This window comes from Nocardia salmonicida NBRC 13393, assembly GCF_001613085.1.
In the GTDB taxonomy this organism is placed as follows: Bacteria; Actinomycetota; Actinomycetes; order Mycobacteriales; family Mycobacteriaceae; genus Nocardia; species Nocardia salmonicida.
In genome coordinates, this window is the sequence record NZ_BDBR01000032.1 from 1 (window position 1) to 15,581 (window position 15,581).

16 protein-coding genes are annotated in these 15,581 nt (G+C 68.4%); 14 read left to right on the forward strand and 2 right to left on the reverse strand.

Features of this window, described 5'->3' with window-relative positions; genetic code table 11:
- Window positions 1-99 precede the first annotated feature (99 nt).
- The 8 genes from NS1_RS41865 (at window position 100) to NS1_RS26515 (ending at window position 7,173) form a co-directional block, all read left to right on the forward strand.
- A complete protein-coding gene (locus tag NS1_RS41865; RefSeq protein ID WP_255284707.1) occupies window positions 100-1,389 on the forward strand; it encodes an Rv0497 family membrane protein in 1,290 nt (429 codons plus the stop codon).
- Window positions 1,390-1,405: 16 nt separating this feature from the next.
- Window positions 1,406-2,290, forward strand: coding sequence for a sugar phosphate isomerase/epimerase family protein (locus NS1_RS26490; RefSeq protein ID WP_235569394.1), 885 nt, complete (start codon window positions 1,406-1,408; stop codon window positions 2,288-2,290).
- A 168-nt stretch (window positions 2,291-2,458) separates the two neighbouring features.
- On the forward strand, window positions 2,459-3,325 hold the full coding sequence (locus tag NS1_RS26495) for a thioesterase family protein (protein ID WP_062988960.1): 867 nt from the start codon (window positions 2,459-2,461) through the stop codon (window positions 3,323-3,325).
- Between the two features lie 28 nt (window positions 3,326-3,353).
- Window positions 3,354-4,172 (forward strand): pyrroline-5-carboxylate reductase, encoded by an 819-nt coding sequence (proC, locus tag NS1_RS26500; RefSeq protein WP_062988780.1) that lies wholly within the window; start codon window positions 3,354-3,356, stop codon window positions 4,170-4,172.
- 144 nt (window positions 4,173-4,316) lie between these two features.
- Window positions 4,317-4,598: a helix-turn-helix domain-containing protein gene (locus tag NS1_RS26505; protein ID WP_228537168.1), complete on the forward strand. Its 282-nt coding sequence runs from the start codon at window positions 4,317-4,319 to the stop codon at window positions 4,596-4,598.
- 188 nt (window positions 4,599-4,786) lie between these two features.
- Entirely contained in the window at window positions 4,787-4,888 is a 102-nt protein-coding gene (locus tag NS1_RS39310) for a 30S ribosomal protein bS22 (protein WP_003402602.1), read from the forward strand.
- Window positions 4,889-5,125: 237 nt separating this feature from the next.
- Window positions 5,126-6,160, forward strand: a complete 1,035-nt coding sequence (locus tag NS1_RS26510) for an NAD-dependent epimerase/dehydratase family protein (protein ID WP_082843570.1) — start codon at window positions 5,126-5,128, stop codon at window positions 6,158-6,160.
- On the forward strand, window positions 6,157-7,173 hold the full coding sequence (locus tag NS1_RS26515; RefSeq protein ID WP_062988782.1) for a lysophospholipid acyltransferase family protein: 1,017 nt from the start codon (window positions 6,157-6,159) through the stop codon (window positions 7,171-7,173). The genes NS1_RS26510 and NS1_RS26515 overlap by 4 nt, the downstream gene beginning before the upstream one ends.
- On the opposite strand, the gene NS1_RS26520 is transcribed toward NS1_RS26515, so the two are convergent.
- Window positions 7,170-8,195 carry an HAD family hydrolase gene (locus tag NS1_RS26520; protein ID WP_373864366.1) on the reverse strand — a complete coding sequence of 342 codons (1,026 nt, stop codon included), beginning with the start codon at window positions 8,193-8,195 and terminating at the stop codon, window positions 7,170-7,172. The two genes, NS1_RS26515 and NS1_RS26520, sit on opposite strands and share 4 nt — an antisense overlap.
- Window positions 8,196-8,283: 88 nt before the next feature.
- Between NS1_RS26520 and NS1_RS26525 the strand changes: the two genes are divergently transcribed.
- The 5 genes from NS1_RS26525 (at window position 8,284) to NS1_RS26545 (ending at window position 13,784) form a co-directional block, all read left to right on the forward strand.
- Window positions 8,284-8,565 (forward strand): glutaredoxin family protein, encoded by a 282-nt coding sequence (locus tag NS1_RS26525; protein WP_062988786.1) that lies wholly within the window; start codon window positions 8,284-8,286, stop codon window positions 8,563-8,565.
- A gap of 207 nt (window positions 8,566-8,772) precedes the next feature.
- Entirely contained in the window at window positions 8,773-9,636 is an 864-nt protein-coding gene (locus NS1_RS26530) for a redox-sensing transcriptional repressor Rex (protein WP_056814479.1), read from the forward strand.
- 76 nt (window positions 9,637-9,712) lie between these two features.
- Window positions 9,713-11,185, forward strand: a complete 1,473-nt coding sequence (locus NS1_RS26535; protein WP_174562682.1) for a glutamyl-tRNA reductase — start codon at window positions 9,713-9,715, stop codon at window positions 11,183-11,185.
- Window positions 11,182-12,213 carry a hydroxymethylbilane synthase gene (gene hemC, locus NS1_RS26540; protein ID WP_056814475.1) on the forward strand — a complete coding sequence of 344 codons (1,032 nt, stop codon included), beginning with the start codon at window positions 11,182-11,184 and terminating at the stop codon, window positions 12,211-12,213. The genes NS1_RS26535 and hemC overlap by 4 nt, the downstream gene beginning before the upstream one ends.
- Entirely contained in the window at window positions 12,210-13,784 is a 1,575-nt protein-coding gene (locus tag NS1_RS26545) for a bifunctional uroporphyrinogen-III C-methyltransferase/uroporphyrinogen-III synthase (RefSeq protein WP_056814472.1), read from the forward strand. The genes hemC and NS1_RS26545 overlap by 4 nt, the downstream gene beginning before the upstream one ends.
- A gap of 56 nt (window positions 13,785-13,840) precedes the next feature.
- Here NS1_RS26545 and NS1_RS26550 read toward each other — a convergent pair whose 3' ends face one another.
- Window positions 13,841-14,119: a hypothetical protein gene (locus NS1_RS26550; protein WP_062988789.1), complete on the reverse strand. Its 279-nt coding sequence runs from the start codon at window positions 14,117-14,119 to the stop codon at window positions 13,841-13,843.
- Between the two features lie 254 nt (window positions 14,120-14,373).
- Here NS1_RS26550 and NS1_RS26555 point away from each other — a divergent pair, with 254 nt between their 5' ends.
- Complete coding sequence (locus NS1_RS26555) at window positions 14,374-15,552, forward strand: serine hydrolase domain-containing protein (RefSeq protein ID WP_062988791.1); 1,179 nt, start codon at window positions 14,374-14,376, stop codon at window positions 15,550-15,552.
- Window positions 15,553-15,581 lie beyond the last annotated feature (29 nt).

Consider the following 15,581-nt stretch of genomic DNA (forward strand, 5'->3'; position numbering starts at 1 on the left):
GCCGAAGCCGCGGAGGAGGCCAACGAGCCGAGCCCGGCCCCTCGCCCGTCGTTCGACGCGCCGCTGTACGAGGCGGGCATCGACGCGCCGCAGGCATTCATGGGTCGTCCGGGGCAGTCCCGCGGACTGGACGATCTCGCCGATCTCGGCCCGGGTTTCGACAGCCGCTCCGGATCGGGCTTCGACGAGCGTCGGGGCGCCGGATCCTTCGACGGCCGACCCGCGTCGGGGTTCAACGGCCGACCGGGCGAGTCGTTCGACGGCCGACCCGCGTCCGGGTTCAACGGTCGACCGGGCGAGTCGTTCGATCCGCAGCCTGGCGCCGATAGCTGGCCGGGTCCTGAGCCCGCCAGAGGTTTCAACGGGCCGGGCCGCAACGACCCGACGCCGGGTTTCAACGGGCAGCCCCCGGTACCCGGGTTCAACGGGTTTCCGCCGCCGAATGCCGAGGCCACGCAGGCTTACAACCTGGCGCCGGGCGTCGAGGCCCCCCCGGCACGCGGTGCGGATCAGCGCCCGTCGCTGGATCGCAGGCGGGGGGAGCCGAAGTCCGGTGGGCTGCCGTCGTGGTCGGCGCGCAGGCATCGTCCGGACAAGGCGGCGCCCGCCCCGGAGAGCGGTGGTTTCCCGACGGCCGCGTGGTCGCCGGTCAGCCAGGAGCAGCCGCTGGTGTCCGGGCAGTCGGTGGCCGGTGACCTGCTGCGGCAGCGGGCCGATCGTGGCGACGCCGACGCGCACACCGAGATCGTGTATCGGGTCGGCGCGGACCAGGCCGACGACGAGGACACCGACGACTACGCCGAGTCCGATTACGTCGATCGCGACTACGTCGACAACGACTATTCCGAATCCGATTACGACGACGCGCCTTTCGACGATGACGACGACTACGACGACGACTACGAACCGAAGCCGACCAGGGCGAGCAGGCGCGCCGCGACCAAAGCGGCCGCGGCGAAGGTGGCAGACCGGGCCAGGTCGAAGGTCGCGAGCCGAGCCAAATCGAAGACCACGGGCCGCGCCGACTCGCGGACCGCGAGCCGGATGGCGGGCAATCGCGCCGGCGGTGCGGTAGCCAGCCGAGCCGCCCGCGTCTCGGCGATGGCGCGCGGCAACGGCGACGACACCAACCGTCGCCAGTGGATGATCCTCGGCGCGCAGAGCGCGGGCGCGGCGGTCGCCGGAATGTTGCTGTTCAAGGGTTTCGAGACGATGTGGGAAACGCTGCCGTGGGTGGCGCTGGCCCTGGCGATGGTGGTGATCCTCGGTCTCGTGGCGCTGGTTCGTGTCCTGCGTCGCACCGACGACATCTTCAGCACGGTGATCGCCGTTGTCGTAGGCGTCTTCGTGACGCTGGGACCGCTAGCCTTTCTCCTCAGTACCAGCTGAATACAGGGAGTGGGCTGTGGGGAACGCACGAGCGGACATCGCGATCGGCCTGTCGACGGCCTCGGTATATCCGGAGAACACGCAGGCGGCGTTCCGTTATGCCGCCGAATTGGGTTACGACGGTGTGGAATTGATGGTGTGGGCCGAGCCGGCCAGCCAGGACATCGCTACCGTGCAGTCCTACGCCAAGCGCTACGGCGTGCCGGTGCTCGCCGTGCACGCGCCGTGTCTGCTGATCTCCCAACGGGTGTGGGGCGCCGACCCGGTCGCCAAGCTGGAACGCAGCGTGCGCACCGCGGAAGCGCTCGGCGCCGACACCGTGGTGGTGCACCCGCCGTTTCGCTGGCAGCGTCGCTACGCCAGGGGATTCGCCGATCAGGTCGGTGAGCTGGAGGCGCATCACCCGGTCAAGGTCGCGGTGGAGAACATGTTCCCGATGCGGGCCGACACCCTGTTCCGCGACGGCGCGGTGCGCAGGCTGGAACGGCGGGCGGGCCCCGGACGCGCGGTGAGCGCGTTCAGCCCCTCCTACGATCCGACCGATACCGGCTTCGACCACTACACCCTCGACCTCTCGCATACCGCCACCGCGGGCGCGGACGCGCTCGAGCTGGCGCGCCGGATGGGCGACGGCCTGATCCACCTGCACCTGGCCGACGGGCGCGGCGCCGCGCACGACGAACACCTGGTGCCCGGCGACGGCACCCAGCCGTGCGCGCAACTGTGTGAACACCTGATACACACCGGTTTCCGTGGTCACGCGGTCGCCGAGATCAACACCCAGAACGCGCGAACCACCGCCGAACGCTCCGTGCAACTGGCGCGCACTCTCGAGTTCGCCCGCCGTCACCTCACCGGCGCGACGCCGGACCCCCAGCCGCGCCACGCCGACCTGCCGTGATCGTGGTGCGGCGGGGACAACGTCTCACCGCCTGGACGCGGCCGTGATCGCGCGGAGCGGCCCGCCTGTACCGACATCGCCGTGTCCGCGTATGCAGCGCGGAATAGTTGCGGGCGCCGCGTGCTTGTACGCTGTACGAATTGTAGTGCCCCCCGACCAGGAGTGACGATGACGCGAGAACTCGCGACCGACGCGCCGTTCAGCCAGGTTCTCGACCTGACCGAGCTCACCACCACCGATGCCGAGACCGGTCGCTACGCCGGCGTCATCGCACCCACCTGGACCATCGGCCCCAAGGTGCACGGCGGCACCATGGTCGCGGCAACCGCCGCCGCGGCGACCCGTTGGCTGACCGAAGCCGACGAATCACTGGCCCAGATGGCGCCCATCGCGGGCAGCACCGACTTCCTCGGCGCCCCCGATCCCGGCGAGGTCGAATACGCGGTACACATCCGGAAGAAGGGCCGCCAGATCTGCCTGGCCGACGTCGACCTGAGCCAGAACGGCCGCACCCTCGTCCGGACCGCGTTCACCTTCGGCCACCTCGACTCCGCGCAGACTCGCTGGACGGGTCCCGACACCGACATGCCCGCCGAGCCGGGCGATCAGGCCTTCCAGTACACCCCCGATTCGCCGATGGGCAAGATCGTGCACGTGAGCCAGGGCGCCCACATGGTGATCGATCCGACCTGGGGCGAATTCCTGCGCGGCGAGACCGGCCCGCCTCGGTTGCGGCTGTGGATCCGTCCGTTCGACGGCGACGAAGCCGATCCGCGGGCGCGCGCCGCCTTCGCGATGATGGCCGCCGACATCAGCCCGCCCGTCCCGATGAACCTGGGCCACTTCGGCTGGTCGCCGACCGTCCAGATGACCACCTATCTGCGCCGCGTCCCCGCACCCGGTTGGCTGCGCGTCGTCGCGACCGCCCGTGAGGTCGGTGAGCGGATGTTCGACGAGGACCACCTGGTCATCGACTCCACCGGTGCCGTTGTCGCCCAGAGTCGTCAGCTGGCCCTGATCCCGGCGGCACGCTGAGGCCACCGGGCCAACTAACCTTGTTCTCATGACGAGAATTGCGGTGGTCGGTGGCGGTCGGATCGGTGAGGCGCTGGTGGCCGGATTGTTGGAATCCGGCAGGGCGATCAAGGATCTGGTCGTTGTCGAGCCGGTCGCCGCGCGCGCCGCGCAGCTGGCCGAGCGGTTCAAGGTGCGGGTGAGCGGTTCGGTCGCCGACGCCGTCGAGGGCGCCGACATCGTGGTCATCGCGGTGAAGCCCGGCGTGGTCGACTCGGTGCTCACCGACCTGTCCAAGGCCGATCTCGAAAACGGTCGCGATCAGGTGCTCGTCTCGCTGGCCGCCGGTATCTCCACCGCCCGGCTCGAGTCGAAACTGCCCGCCGGTTTCCCGGTGGTGCGGGTGATGTCGAACACCCCGATGCTGGTCGGGCAGGGGATGAGTGTGCAATCGCCCGGTCGCTACGCCAAGCCCGAGCAGCTCGAGCAGGTCGGCGAGATGCTCGAAGCCGTCGGCAAAGTGGTGACGGTGCCCGAGGCGCAGATGGACGCGGTCACCGCGGTATCCGGTTCGGGACCGGCGTATTTCTTCCTCGTCGTCGAGGCGATGATCGATGCCGGGGTCGGCCTCGGTCTCACCCGCGAGGTGTCCAGCGAACTGGTCGTGCAGACCATGATCGGCGCGGCGGCGCTGCTGGACGAAACCGGGCAGAGCGCGGCCGAACTGCGGGCCGCGGTCACCTCACCCGGTGGCACCACCGCCGCGGCGCTGCGCGAGCTGGAGCGTGGTGCCCTGCGCTCGACCTTCACCGAAGCACTGGACGCGGCCAAGCGGCGGTCGGCCGAACAGGGCGCAACGAACGAGTGACGATCGGGTACCCGGTTCGAGAACCGATTTCTCACACCCGTCGCAGTAATCCCACTGGTCCCGCTAAGCTCGTAGAAGCACGTGCGTGTCTGTTCCGCTGGTGGGGAAGCCGGCGGCGCGGGCGTGCCGGAGGTCAATGGTGCCATGATGTCTGCGAACAGAATGTCAAGTAATCCATCGGCGTCGGGCGGTGGTTCGGGTTCGCCCGCTCCACGGGTCGGCGCCACCCCGCAAACGGTGATCGGCGGTGGCACTCAGTTTCTCACCGTCGCCGAAGTCGCCGATCTCATGCGGGTGTCGAAAATGACGGTGTACCGGCTCGTGCACTCGGGTGAACTGCCCGCGGTGCGTGTCGGGCGCTCGTTCCGAGTGCACGCGAAGGCGGTGCACGACTACCTGGAGACGTCGTACTTCGACGCCGGATGACGTAGTTCGGCCAGGTACAAGGGCGGTTTCGTTGCTGCTCGGGTGCCCCGGTAGCATGGACAACTGGTTCGTGTCCGCCTGCCGGTGGCACCGTTCGTGGTGTCCGGTTGCCCCGGCGGCGCGGACGCCAAACGACGCACGTGAACACCGCGTGTGTATGCCGAGTAGAGAGAACGCGAGGAAACCCTATGGGTTCTGTGATCAAGAAGCGCCGCAAGCGTATGTCGAAGAAGAAGCACCGCAAGCTGCTTCGCCGCACGCGTGTTCAGCGGCGCAAACTCGGCAAGTAAGCCTGCGTGCCTGCGACGAGCCCGTCACCCTTCGAAGGTGGCGGGCTCTCGCTGTGAAAAGCCCGGGTTTGTGAATCTCGCTATGCGGGGACGGGTCGTCCTCGTTAAATGCTTGTAGATCGTGACGGTGAGTGGCGCGAATGCGGCTACTCTGGTACGCGAAACACGATGAGCAGGGGGCTTTGAGTGGGGTCAGGTACGAGTTCCGATACACGGGAACGACACGCGCCGAGAGTTGTGCTGGTCACTGGTGCCAGCCGCTTCTTCGGTGGCAATGTCGCGGCACGCCTAGCTGCCGAACCCGGCGTCGAACGTGTCATCGCCGTGGATACCGTCACTCCCAGCCGTGAGCTTCGTCGAAAAATGGGTAGTGCCGAGTTCGTGCGCGCCGATATCAGGAATCCGCTTATTCGCAAGGTCGTCGAGGGCAACGACGTCGACACTGTCGTGCACGCGGCCGTGCTCACTCGTCCGCCCGCCGGTGGCGGTCGCGCGGTGATGAAGGATCTCAATGTCCTCGGCGCGATGCAATTGCTCGCCGTGTGTCAAAAAGCGCCGTCGGTGCGGCGCGTGGTCGTGCGATCGTCCTCGGCGGTATATGGATGCAGTGCCAAGGATCCGGCGAAATTCACCGAGGAAATGGGCGCGCGCACTCCGCCAGCGGGGTGGTTCGCGCGCGACATGATCGATATCGAGGCGCTGGTGCGTGGAATGGCGCGGCGCAGGCCCGATATTTCCGCATCGATTCTGCGTTTCGCGCCGATCGTCGGGCCGCGCCTGGCCGATCGAGGCGTGCAATATCTGCGTTCGCCGATCACGCCGACTGTTCTCGGTCGCGAAGCCCGGCTGCAATTGCTGCACGAGGAAGACGCGGTCGCGGTGCTCGTGCACGCGGCGCAGCGTGCCCACGGTGGCACGGTCAATATCGCCGGTGACGGCGCGTTGGCCATGTCGCAGGCGATCCGGCGGGCCGGGCGCATTGTCGCGCCGGTGCCGTTCTTCGTCTTCCGCACGGTCGGTCGCTCGTTGATGGGCCCGATCATGCGCGGATTCAGTGGCGAACAACCCGACTATTTCTATTTCGGCTGCGGGCTCGACACCACCCGTATGCGAACCGAGCTCGGCTTCACCCCACGCTGGACCACGGTCCAGGCGTTCGATGACTTCATCGCGGGCGCAGCGTTGCGGCCAGTCTTCGATCCGGCATGGATCGACGCCGCGGAACACAAACTGCTCGGCCTCATCGGGGCCGGATCAGGAGCGCATAAATGAACGAGGGAGCGAAAGTCATTCGTCTCGACGTGAATGTCGAGGCCCGACAGCGACCGCAGACCCGGCGATGGCCGGATCAACCGATGCAGGCGATGCCGGTCACCTCTCTCAGCGAGCGTCGGCCGGGAATGCCCGCGCTGCCGCCGAAATCGCTCACCGACATCGTGCGCGATGCCGTCGGCGAGCAGATCGAACGGACCGCGGAATTCGCGCGCCGCAGGCTCACCGGGGACTACCAGGTGGACGAGTTCGGCTACGACAGGCACCTACTCGAATCGGTCATCCTGCCCACACTGCGACCGTTGTCGGAGTACTGGTTCCGCGCCGAGGTCACGGGCATCGAGAACGTTCCCGCCGTCGGTGGCGCGCTGCTGGTCGCCAATCACGCGGGCACTGTGCCGCTCGACGGTCTGATGCTGCAGCTGGCCGTGCACGACAAGCACCCGAATCAGCGGGCGCTGCGGCTGCTGGCCGCCGACCTCATCTTCGAGATGCCGCTGTTGGGTGCGCTCGCGCGCAAGGCCGGGCACACGATGGCCTGCCACCCCGATGCCGAGCGGCTGCTGCGCTCCGGGCACATCGCGGGAGTGTTCCCCGAAGGATTCAAGGGCGTCGGCAAGAAGTACGCCGACCGGTACAAGCTGCAGCGGTTCGGGCGCGGTGGTTTCGTGTCGGCGGCGGTGCGGGCCGGGGTGCCGATCATCCCCGTGTCGATCGTCGGCTCCGAGGAGATCTACCCGAAGCTCGCCGATATCAAGCCGCTGGCCCGCCTGCTCGGGCTGCCGTACTTCCCGGTGACGCCGCTGTTCCCGCATCTGGGGCTGCTCGGCGCGGTGCCGATGCCGTCGAAGTGGTACATCGAGTTCGGTGAGCCGATCGCGACCACGGCGTTCGAGCCGGAAGAGGCCGATGACCCGATGACGATGTTCGAGGTCACCGACCAGGTCCGCGAGACCATCCAGCAGACCCTCTACAAGCTGCTGGCCAAGCGCCGGAACGTGGTGCTGGGTTAGTTGTCGCGGTGGCGGGCTACGACAGCCGCTACCGCTCCGCCCGCCGCGCCGAGTGCCAGCGCGGTGGGCACACCGATCTTCGCCGCCTTGCGGCCGGTGCGGAAGTCGCGGATTTCCCAGCCGCGGTTCTTCGCGACCTCGCGCAGGTCGGAATCGGGGTTGATGGCCACCGCGGTACCGACCAGCGACAGCATGGGGACGTCGTTGTGGCTGTCGGAATAGGCGGTGCAGCGCTTGAGATTGAGACCTTCGCGAATCGCGAGGGTGCGCACCGCGTGTGCCTTGCCGAGGCCGTGCAGGATATCGCCCACCAGGCGGCCCGTGAATTTGCCGTCGACGCTTTCGGCGACCGTGCCGAGGGCGCCGGTCAGGCCGAGGCGTTTGGCGATCACATTCGCCAGCTCCACCGGGGTGGCCGTGACCAGCCAGACCTGCTGGCCGGCGTCGAGGTGCATCTGGGCGAGCGCGCGGGTGCCGGGCCAGATCTTGTCGGCGATGATCTCGTCGTAGATCTCCTCGCCGAGCGCCGCGAGCTCGGCGGTGGGGCGGCCCGCGATGAAGCTGAGCGCCTTCTCCCGGCCCGAGACCATGTCGGAGGAGTTCTCCTTGCCGGTGACCCGGAACTTCACCTGTTTCCAGGCGACGTCGACCAGGTCGGAGGTCTTGAAGTACTTGCGCGCGGCCAACCCTCGGGCGAAGTGGACGATCGAGGCACCCTGGACCAGGGTGTTGTCGACGTCGAAGAACGCCGCGGCGGTGAGGTCGCGAGGGACCTCGGGGCCCGCGTCGTCGCCCTGTTCGGCGAGATCGGCAACGTGTAGCTCGAGCGCCGCGTCGGCGCTTGCCTCACCGGCGAGGTTGGCGCGTAGCTCTTCCTCGCTCGGCCCGAACGGGCTGCGTGGCAGCCGTGCGAACTGTTCCTGTAGCTCCTGACCGAGGCGGCTGGGCTGCCACCGCGCAGGGAACTCCCCGAATCGCCCTGCGACGAATCCGGCCCTAGTCACCTTCGAACGTTCCGGCACCAGTACCCTCCGCTAGTCGCGCGAACCATGTCCACAGTAACCGGCTGCACCGACAACTCGCTGAGGGCTCGAGGATTAAATAGGGCTCATGACTAATCCCACACCGACGGTGACCCTGTTGACCCGCGCTGGTTGCGGCTTGTGCGGCACCGCGCTGGCGCAATTGCAGACGATCTGTGGTGATTTCGGTCTCCCGGTAGCCACCTTGGACGTCGACGAAGCCGCGGTCAAGGATCCGGAGCTGCGTGCTGAATACGGAGATCGCCTGCCAGTGGTCCTGTTGAACGGCCGTGAACACAGCTATTTCGACGTGGACGAGCCCCGTTTGCGGGCCGACCTGAGCCGGATCGCTGGTCGCGACGGAAAATGAGGCCGAATTCACCGACTTTGTGAACGCCTGCACAAGCGGTTACGGTGGTGACACGCAATCCGCACCGCCCCTGGCACGCAGCGGCGGTGGCCGGGTTTGTACCGCCCCTATGGCACCGGTCGCGCTCTCGTAATCGCAGCGACCCACACCGGTGAACGAAACAGAGGAACCGGACCGCGATCAGGCCCGGAACGAGGAGCCGACGACGTGACAGAGCAGCACGAGACGCCGAGTGGCGTCTCCGGCAAGGCTCTTGTGCGGGACATTCCGCAGGCCACGGTGACTCGTCTCGCTACCTATCTCCGGGTTCTCGCTGGGTTGGCCGACGAGGGTGTAGTCATCGTATCGAGTGAGGAACTCGCTGTCGCGGCGGGTGTCAATTCGGCGAAGCTGCGCAAGGATCTTTCCTTCCTCGGACCCAACGGTGTGCGGGGTGTCGGCTATGACGTAGCCAAGTTGCGCACCAGGATCGAAGATGTGCTCGGACTGTCACAGGGACATCGGGTAGTGCTGATCGGCGCGGGCAATCTGGGCCGCGCGCTGGTCGGTTACGGCGGATTCGGGGTACGAGGCTTCACCGTGGTCGGGATCTTCGACAACCACCCTTCGGTGATCGGCCAGTCGTACGCCGGTCTCGTCGTGCGCGATGTCGAGCAGCTGACCGCCCAGATTCCGGCGCTGACGCCGACGATCGCCGTGGTGGCCGTGCCCGACGAGGCCGCCCAGGACGTGTGTGACCGGCTCGTCGCCGCCGGACTGCCGTCGATATTGAGCTTCGCGCCGCTGGAACTGCGCGCGCCCGCCCATGTTCAGGTCCGCCGCGTCGACCTGGCGATGGAACTGCAGATGCTGTCCTTCGATGCCGCGCGCAACGACGCGCCCGCGCTGCCCGAGATCGCCGAGGTCGGCTCCAGCCGCGTCGCGCGCCGGGTAGCGCCGCCGAACCACCTCACACATGCCGCGCCGGTCGAACCGGCTCGCGGCAGGCCGTCGCGTCGCACCGCGCCGCGTTCGGTTACGCCCCACTCGGCAACGGAGCCAAGCACCAAGGGATCGGTGATCACGCCATGAGCGAGCGCCAGCGAGCTAAACAGCGACACGGCGTGGGGACGCGCATGACACGACACAGCGTCGGCGAGGTGCGGTCATGAGTGTTCTGCTGGTCGGGATTTCGCATCGGAGCGCCCCGGTATCGGTGCTGGAGAAAGTCGCCATCAGCGAGTCCGAACGGCCGAAACTGGTGGATCGGCTGCTCTCCTCGAGCCATGTGTCCGAGGCCATGATCGTCTCCACCTGCAACCGGGTCGAGGTCTACGCGGTCGTCGACGCCTTCCACGGCGGGCTCGGTGAGGTGAGTGAGCTGCTCACCAAGCATTCCGGACTGCCGCTGGGCGATCTCACCAAGCACGCCTATGTGCGCTACAGCGAGGCCGCGGCCGAGCATCTGTTCGCGGTCGCCAGCGGCCTCGACTCGATGGTCGTCGGCGAGCAGCAGGTGCTCAGCCAGATTCGCAGCGCCTACGCCAGCGCCGACGGTCAGCAGGCGGTCGGACGCACACTGCACGAGTTGGCCCAGCACGGGTTGCGGGTCGGCAAGCGCGTGCATTCGGAGACCGGGATCGACCGGGCCGGCGCCTCGGTGGTGTCGGTGGCGCTGGATCGGGCACGTGGTGTCGTCGGCGATCTCGCCGGGCGCACCGCGGTGGTGGTCGGTGCGGGCGCGATGGGCGGGCTGGCCGTGGCGCATCTGTCGCGGGCCGGGATAGGGCGCATCATCGTCGTCAACCGGACCCTCGAACGCGCACAGCGTCTCGCCGAGACCGGGCGCACCATGCACGGTGTCGATGCCGAGGCGGTCGAGATGTCACGACTCACCGAGGCCATGGCCGGCGCCGATGTCGTGATCACCTGTACCGGCGCGGTCGGGTCCGTGGTCACCCTGGCCGACACCCACCGCGCACTCGCAGGCCGGGCCCGCACCGACGTCGCCGAGCGGCCGCTGGTCTTCTGCGATCTCGGTCTGCCCCGCGATGTGGAGCACGCGGTGGCCGGCCTGCCCGGCGTCGGCGTCATCGACATCGAATCGCTGCAGCGCGATCCGGCCGCGGGCGCCGCGGCCGACGACACCGCCGCCGCGCGCCTCATCGTCGCCGACGAACTCGCCAAGTACCTTGCCGGGCAACGCATGGCGGAGGTCACCCCCACGGTGGCCGCACTCCGCCAGCGTGCCGCCGATGTGGTGGAGGCCGAACTGCTCCGCCTCGATTCGCGGCTGCCCGACCTGGCCGACCCGGCCCGCGACGAGGTGGCGCGCACGGTGCGCCGCGTCGTCGACAAGCTGCTGCACGCGCCGACCGTGCGGGTGAAGCAGTTGGCATCGACGCCGGGCGGCGACAGCTACGCCGAAGCGTTGCGTGAGCTGTTCGAACTGAAACCCGGTGCGGTACAAGCGGTTGCCGCGCCGATGGAGGTCGCCGCGGGCGAGTCCGCGCTGGCCGACGACTTCACCGCAGGCCACCTCGGCGATGGGCCGTCACGCTTGACCGAGTCAAGACCCGACACAGGCAGCATGCGAAACCACGCAGCGCCGCTCGGGCATGCGCAGGAGGAAACCGCATGACCACGACAGTGCAGGAAGAGGACACCGTGACCGCAGGCAGCGCCAGTGCGCCGTGGCGGATCGGCACGCGCGGCAGCCTGCTCGCGCTGACACAGGCGGGCACCATCCGTGATGCGCTGATCGCGGCGGGGCAGCCCGCCGAACTGGTGGTCATCAAGACGCCGGGCGATCTGTCGTCGGATCCGGTGCAGAAGATCGGTGTCGGGGTGTTCACCTCCGCGCTGCGCGACGAGCTCGCCGCGGGCGGCATCGACATCGCGGTGCATTCCTATAAAGACCTCCCCACCGCGCAGGACCCGCGCTTCACCATCGCCGCGATCCCGCCCCGCGAGGACCCGCGCGACGCGCTGGTGGCTCGCGACGGCATGGTTCTCGGCGAATTGCCCGCCGGTGCCCGCGTGGGGACCTCGGCCCCGCGCCGTGCCGCGCAGCTGCGCGCCCTGGGGCTCGGCCTCGATATCCTCCCGCTGCGCGGCAATATCGACTCCCGCCTGCGCAAGGTGAGCGAGGGTGAGCTCGATGCCATCGTCATCGCCCGCGCCGGCCTGTGCCGGATCGGGCGCACCGACGAGATCACCGAATCGCTCGAACCGGTGCAGATGTTGCCCGCCCCCTCGCAGGGCGCCCTCGCGGTCGAATGCCGCAGTGACGACCCGCAATTGATCGAGGTACTCGCCGGTCTGGACGATGCTGCGACCAGAGCCGCGGTGCTCGCCGAGCGTTCGCTGCTCGGTGAGCTCGAAGCAGGCTGCACCGCACCGATCGGAGCACTCGCCGAGATCGTCGAGTCGATCGACGAGGACGGCCGGATCTTCGACGAACTCTCGCTGCGCGCCTGTGCCGCCGCGATCGACGGCTCCGACGTCTTGCGCGCCTCGATCGTCGGCGCGCCGAAAGACGCGGCCGAACTCGGTCGCACGTTGGCGCGCGAACTGCTGGACCTGGGTGCTCGCGCATTGCTGAGCGTCACAGACGAACCGGCGCCCACCGACTTCACTAATTCCAGCCCGATGGAGAACAACCGATGAGCAGCAGCCGAGCTACCAAGAAGCAACCAGGGCGGATCCTTTTCGTCGGATCCGGCCCCGGCGACCCGGCCCTGCTGACCGTGCGCGCCCGTGAGGTGCTCGAGCGGGCGATGCTGGCGTTCACCGACCCCGATGTCGACAAGGGCGTACTCGCCCTGATCGGCATCGCGCACGAGGTGGGCGAAAACGGCGAGAGCCCGGTCGACGTGCGGCCCGCTCTCGGCGAACCCGCCGAGGTGGCCAAAACGCTGATCGCCGAGGCGCGCAACGGTCACGACGTGGTCCGCATCGTCACCGGCGACCCGCTGACCACCGATTCGGTGATCAACGAGGTCAACGCCGTCACCCGTTCGCACATGGTGTTCGAGGTGCTGCCCGGCCTGCCCAACGGCTCGGCCGTACCCAGCTACGCGGGCATCGCGCTGGGCTCCGGGCACACCGAGGCCGATGTGCGCGGCGAGGTCGACTGGTCGGCGCTGGCCGCCGCCCCCGGCCCGCTGGTCCTGCACGCCACCTCCGGGCACCTGGCCGAGACCGCGAGCGCGCTGGTGGAACACGGTCTGGCGCCGCAGACTCCGGTCGCGGTGACCGTGCGTGGCACCACCCGTCAGCAGCGCACGATCGAGGCCACGCTGGCCTCGCTGAACAACGCCGCTTCCGAGCTGGTCGGCCCGCTGGTCGTGACGGTCGGCAAGGAAGTCGACAAGCGCGCCAAGATGTCGTGGTGGGAATCGCGTGCCCTCTACGGCTGGACCGTGCTGGTGCCGCGCACCAAGGATCAGGCGGGGGAGATGAGCGAGCGGCTCGTCACCCACGGCGCGATCCCGATCGAGGTGCCGACCATCGCGGTGGAGCCGCCGCGTAGCCCCGCCCAGATGGAACGGGCGGTCAAGGGTTTGGTCGATGGGCGCTACCAGTGGGTGGTGTTCACCTCCACCAACGCCGTGCGCGCGGTGTGGGAGAAGTTCGCCGAGTTCGGTCTCGACGCTCGTGCGTTCTCCGGGGTGAAGATCGCCTGCGTCGGTGAGGCCACCGCGGAGAAGGTGCGCTCCTTCGGTATCAACCCCGAACTGGTGCCCAGTGGCGAACAGTCCTCCGAGGGCCTGCTCGCCGACTTCCCGCCCTACGACGACGTGTTCGATCCGGTGAACCGGGTGCTGCTGCCCCGCGCCGACATCGCCACCGAGACCCTGGCCGAGGGCCTGCGTGAGCGCGGCTGGGAGATCGACGACGTCACCGCCTACCGCACGGTGCGCGCCTCGCCGCCGCCCGCGGAGACCCGCGAGATGATCAAGACCGGTGGTTTCGACGCGGTGCTGTTCACCTCGTCCTCCACGGTCCGCAACCTGGTCGGTATCGCGGGCAAGCCGCACGCGCGCACCATCGTGGCGTGCATCGGCCCGAAGACCGCCGAGACCGCGATCGAGTTCGGTCTGCGCGTGGACGTGCAGCCCGAGTCGGCACAGGTCGGCCCACTGGTGGAGGCGCTGGCCGAGCACGCGTCGCGCCTGCGCGCCGAGGGCTTGCTGCCCCCGCCGCGTAAGAAGAGTCGCCGCAGCAGCAGCCGCTGAACTCGGTAGATACGCCGAAAGCCCGCCCGCGACGGCGGGCTTTCGGCGTATCAGGATCATCGGCTGTAGCGCAGCAGCGTGCGCACGAGCCGGCAGGTGGCATCCGACGGCGGGCGGATGTCGATCTTCTCGGCGGTGCGTCGGATGGTCTCGTTGGTGGCCTGATTGGGTAGGTACACACCGGAATCCAGCAGTGCGATCGTCAACCGCATGGCCTTGAGCCGACGATTGTGCGCCACGTACCAGCGGCGCGGACGGCCCGCGGGCAGTCGCTTCTTCTCGAGCGGCACGTACGGCGCGGTGATGAAAGTGGTCTGAGCGGCAATGGCGTTCATTCGGCGTCCTCCCGTTGCGTTTGGGTCCCGCCCCCGATTGTCGGAACCCTCGAACACGCTTTCGATTATAGCGAGGGGCACCGACAGGTTTCGTCGATCTCGCGCGGAAGCCATTGAGCTCCAGTGTCTTTCGATGTTATCCACAGGTTCGCCGGGACAGGTCGGCGACCTCGGCGAAGCACTGCGGGTGGCGATTCGCCGGTAGCTGTCGGACCGCTGTGGTCTAGTAGCGCAACGCAACCCGAGGAGAGGCGATGACGGTGGACGAGATCGACAAGCGGCTCGGCGCGCACGTCGCGGCCGACGAGCTGCTCGGCCTGGCCTGGCTCGTCGCGGTCGGCGACGACGTAACAACCGGCGCCATCGGCCATCTCGACGCCGCGCGCAACGCACCGGTGCGCACCGACACGATCTTCCGGATCTCTTCGATGACCAAACCGCTCACCGCGGTCGCGGCCTCGATCCTGATCGACGACGGTGTCCTCGACCCGACCGAACCGGTCGATCGACTGCTACCCGAACTCGCCGACCTCCGGGTGCTCGCGAACCCCGCCGCCGAACTCGCCGACACGGTCGCGGCGAACCGCCCGATCACCGTCGAGGACCTCCTCACCTTCCGCCTCGGCTGGGGAATGGATTTCGCCGACTTCTCACCCAAACCACTCGACACCGCCTGGAGCGAACTGGGCCTCGGCTGGGGTCCGCCGACGCCCGCGCAGATGTTGCCGCCGGACACCTGGATGCGGCGACTCGGCACCTTGCCGCTGCAATATCAGCCCGGCGAACGCTGGCTCTATCACGTCGGCGCACCCGTCCTCGGCATCCTGATCGCCAGGGCAGCGGACGCGCCGTTCTCGGAATTCCTGGCCGACCGCGTCCTGCGTCCGCTCGGCATGACCGACACCGGCTTCTCCGTCTCGCCGGACGAGCTGGCCCGACTCGGCCCGCACTACGCGGACATCGACGGCGTCCGTACCGTCTTCGACCCTGCCCTCGGCCAATGGAGCACCCCACCCGCCTTCGAAGGCGGCGGCGACGGCCTGGTCTCCACCCTCGCCGACTACCACCGCTTCGCCCGCATGCTGCGCGACGGCGGCGAATTCGACGGCATCCGCATCCTGTCCGAACGAGCCGTCACCGCCATGACCACCAACCACCTCACCGCCGAGCAACTCGACCGTGGCGGGCCCGCCCCCGACGGCAGCGCGGGCTGGGGATACGGCGTCGGCATCCAGCTGCTCGACCAGCCCGACGGTCCCCGCGCAGGTGCCTACGGGTGGGACGGCGGCCTGGGATCCACCTGGTCCAACGACGGTGCGGTGACGGCGATCCTGCTCACCAACCAAGCCTGGAGTTCGGCGGGCCCCTCGCCGGTCTTCGCAACCTTCGAGCAGATTCTGGGCGAACTGGCCCGCGGTTCCGGCCCGCTGTAGGCGCTGCCACGACCGACCGGCGAGAGGCG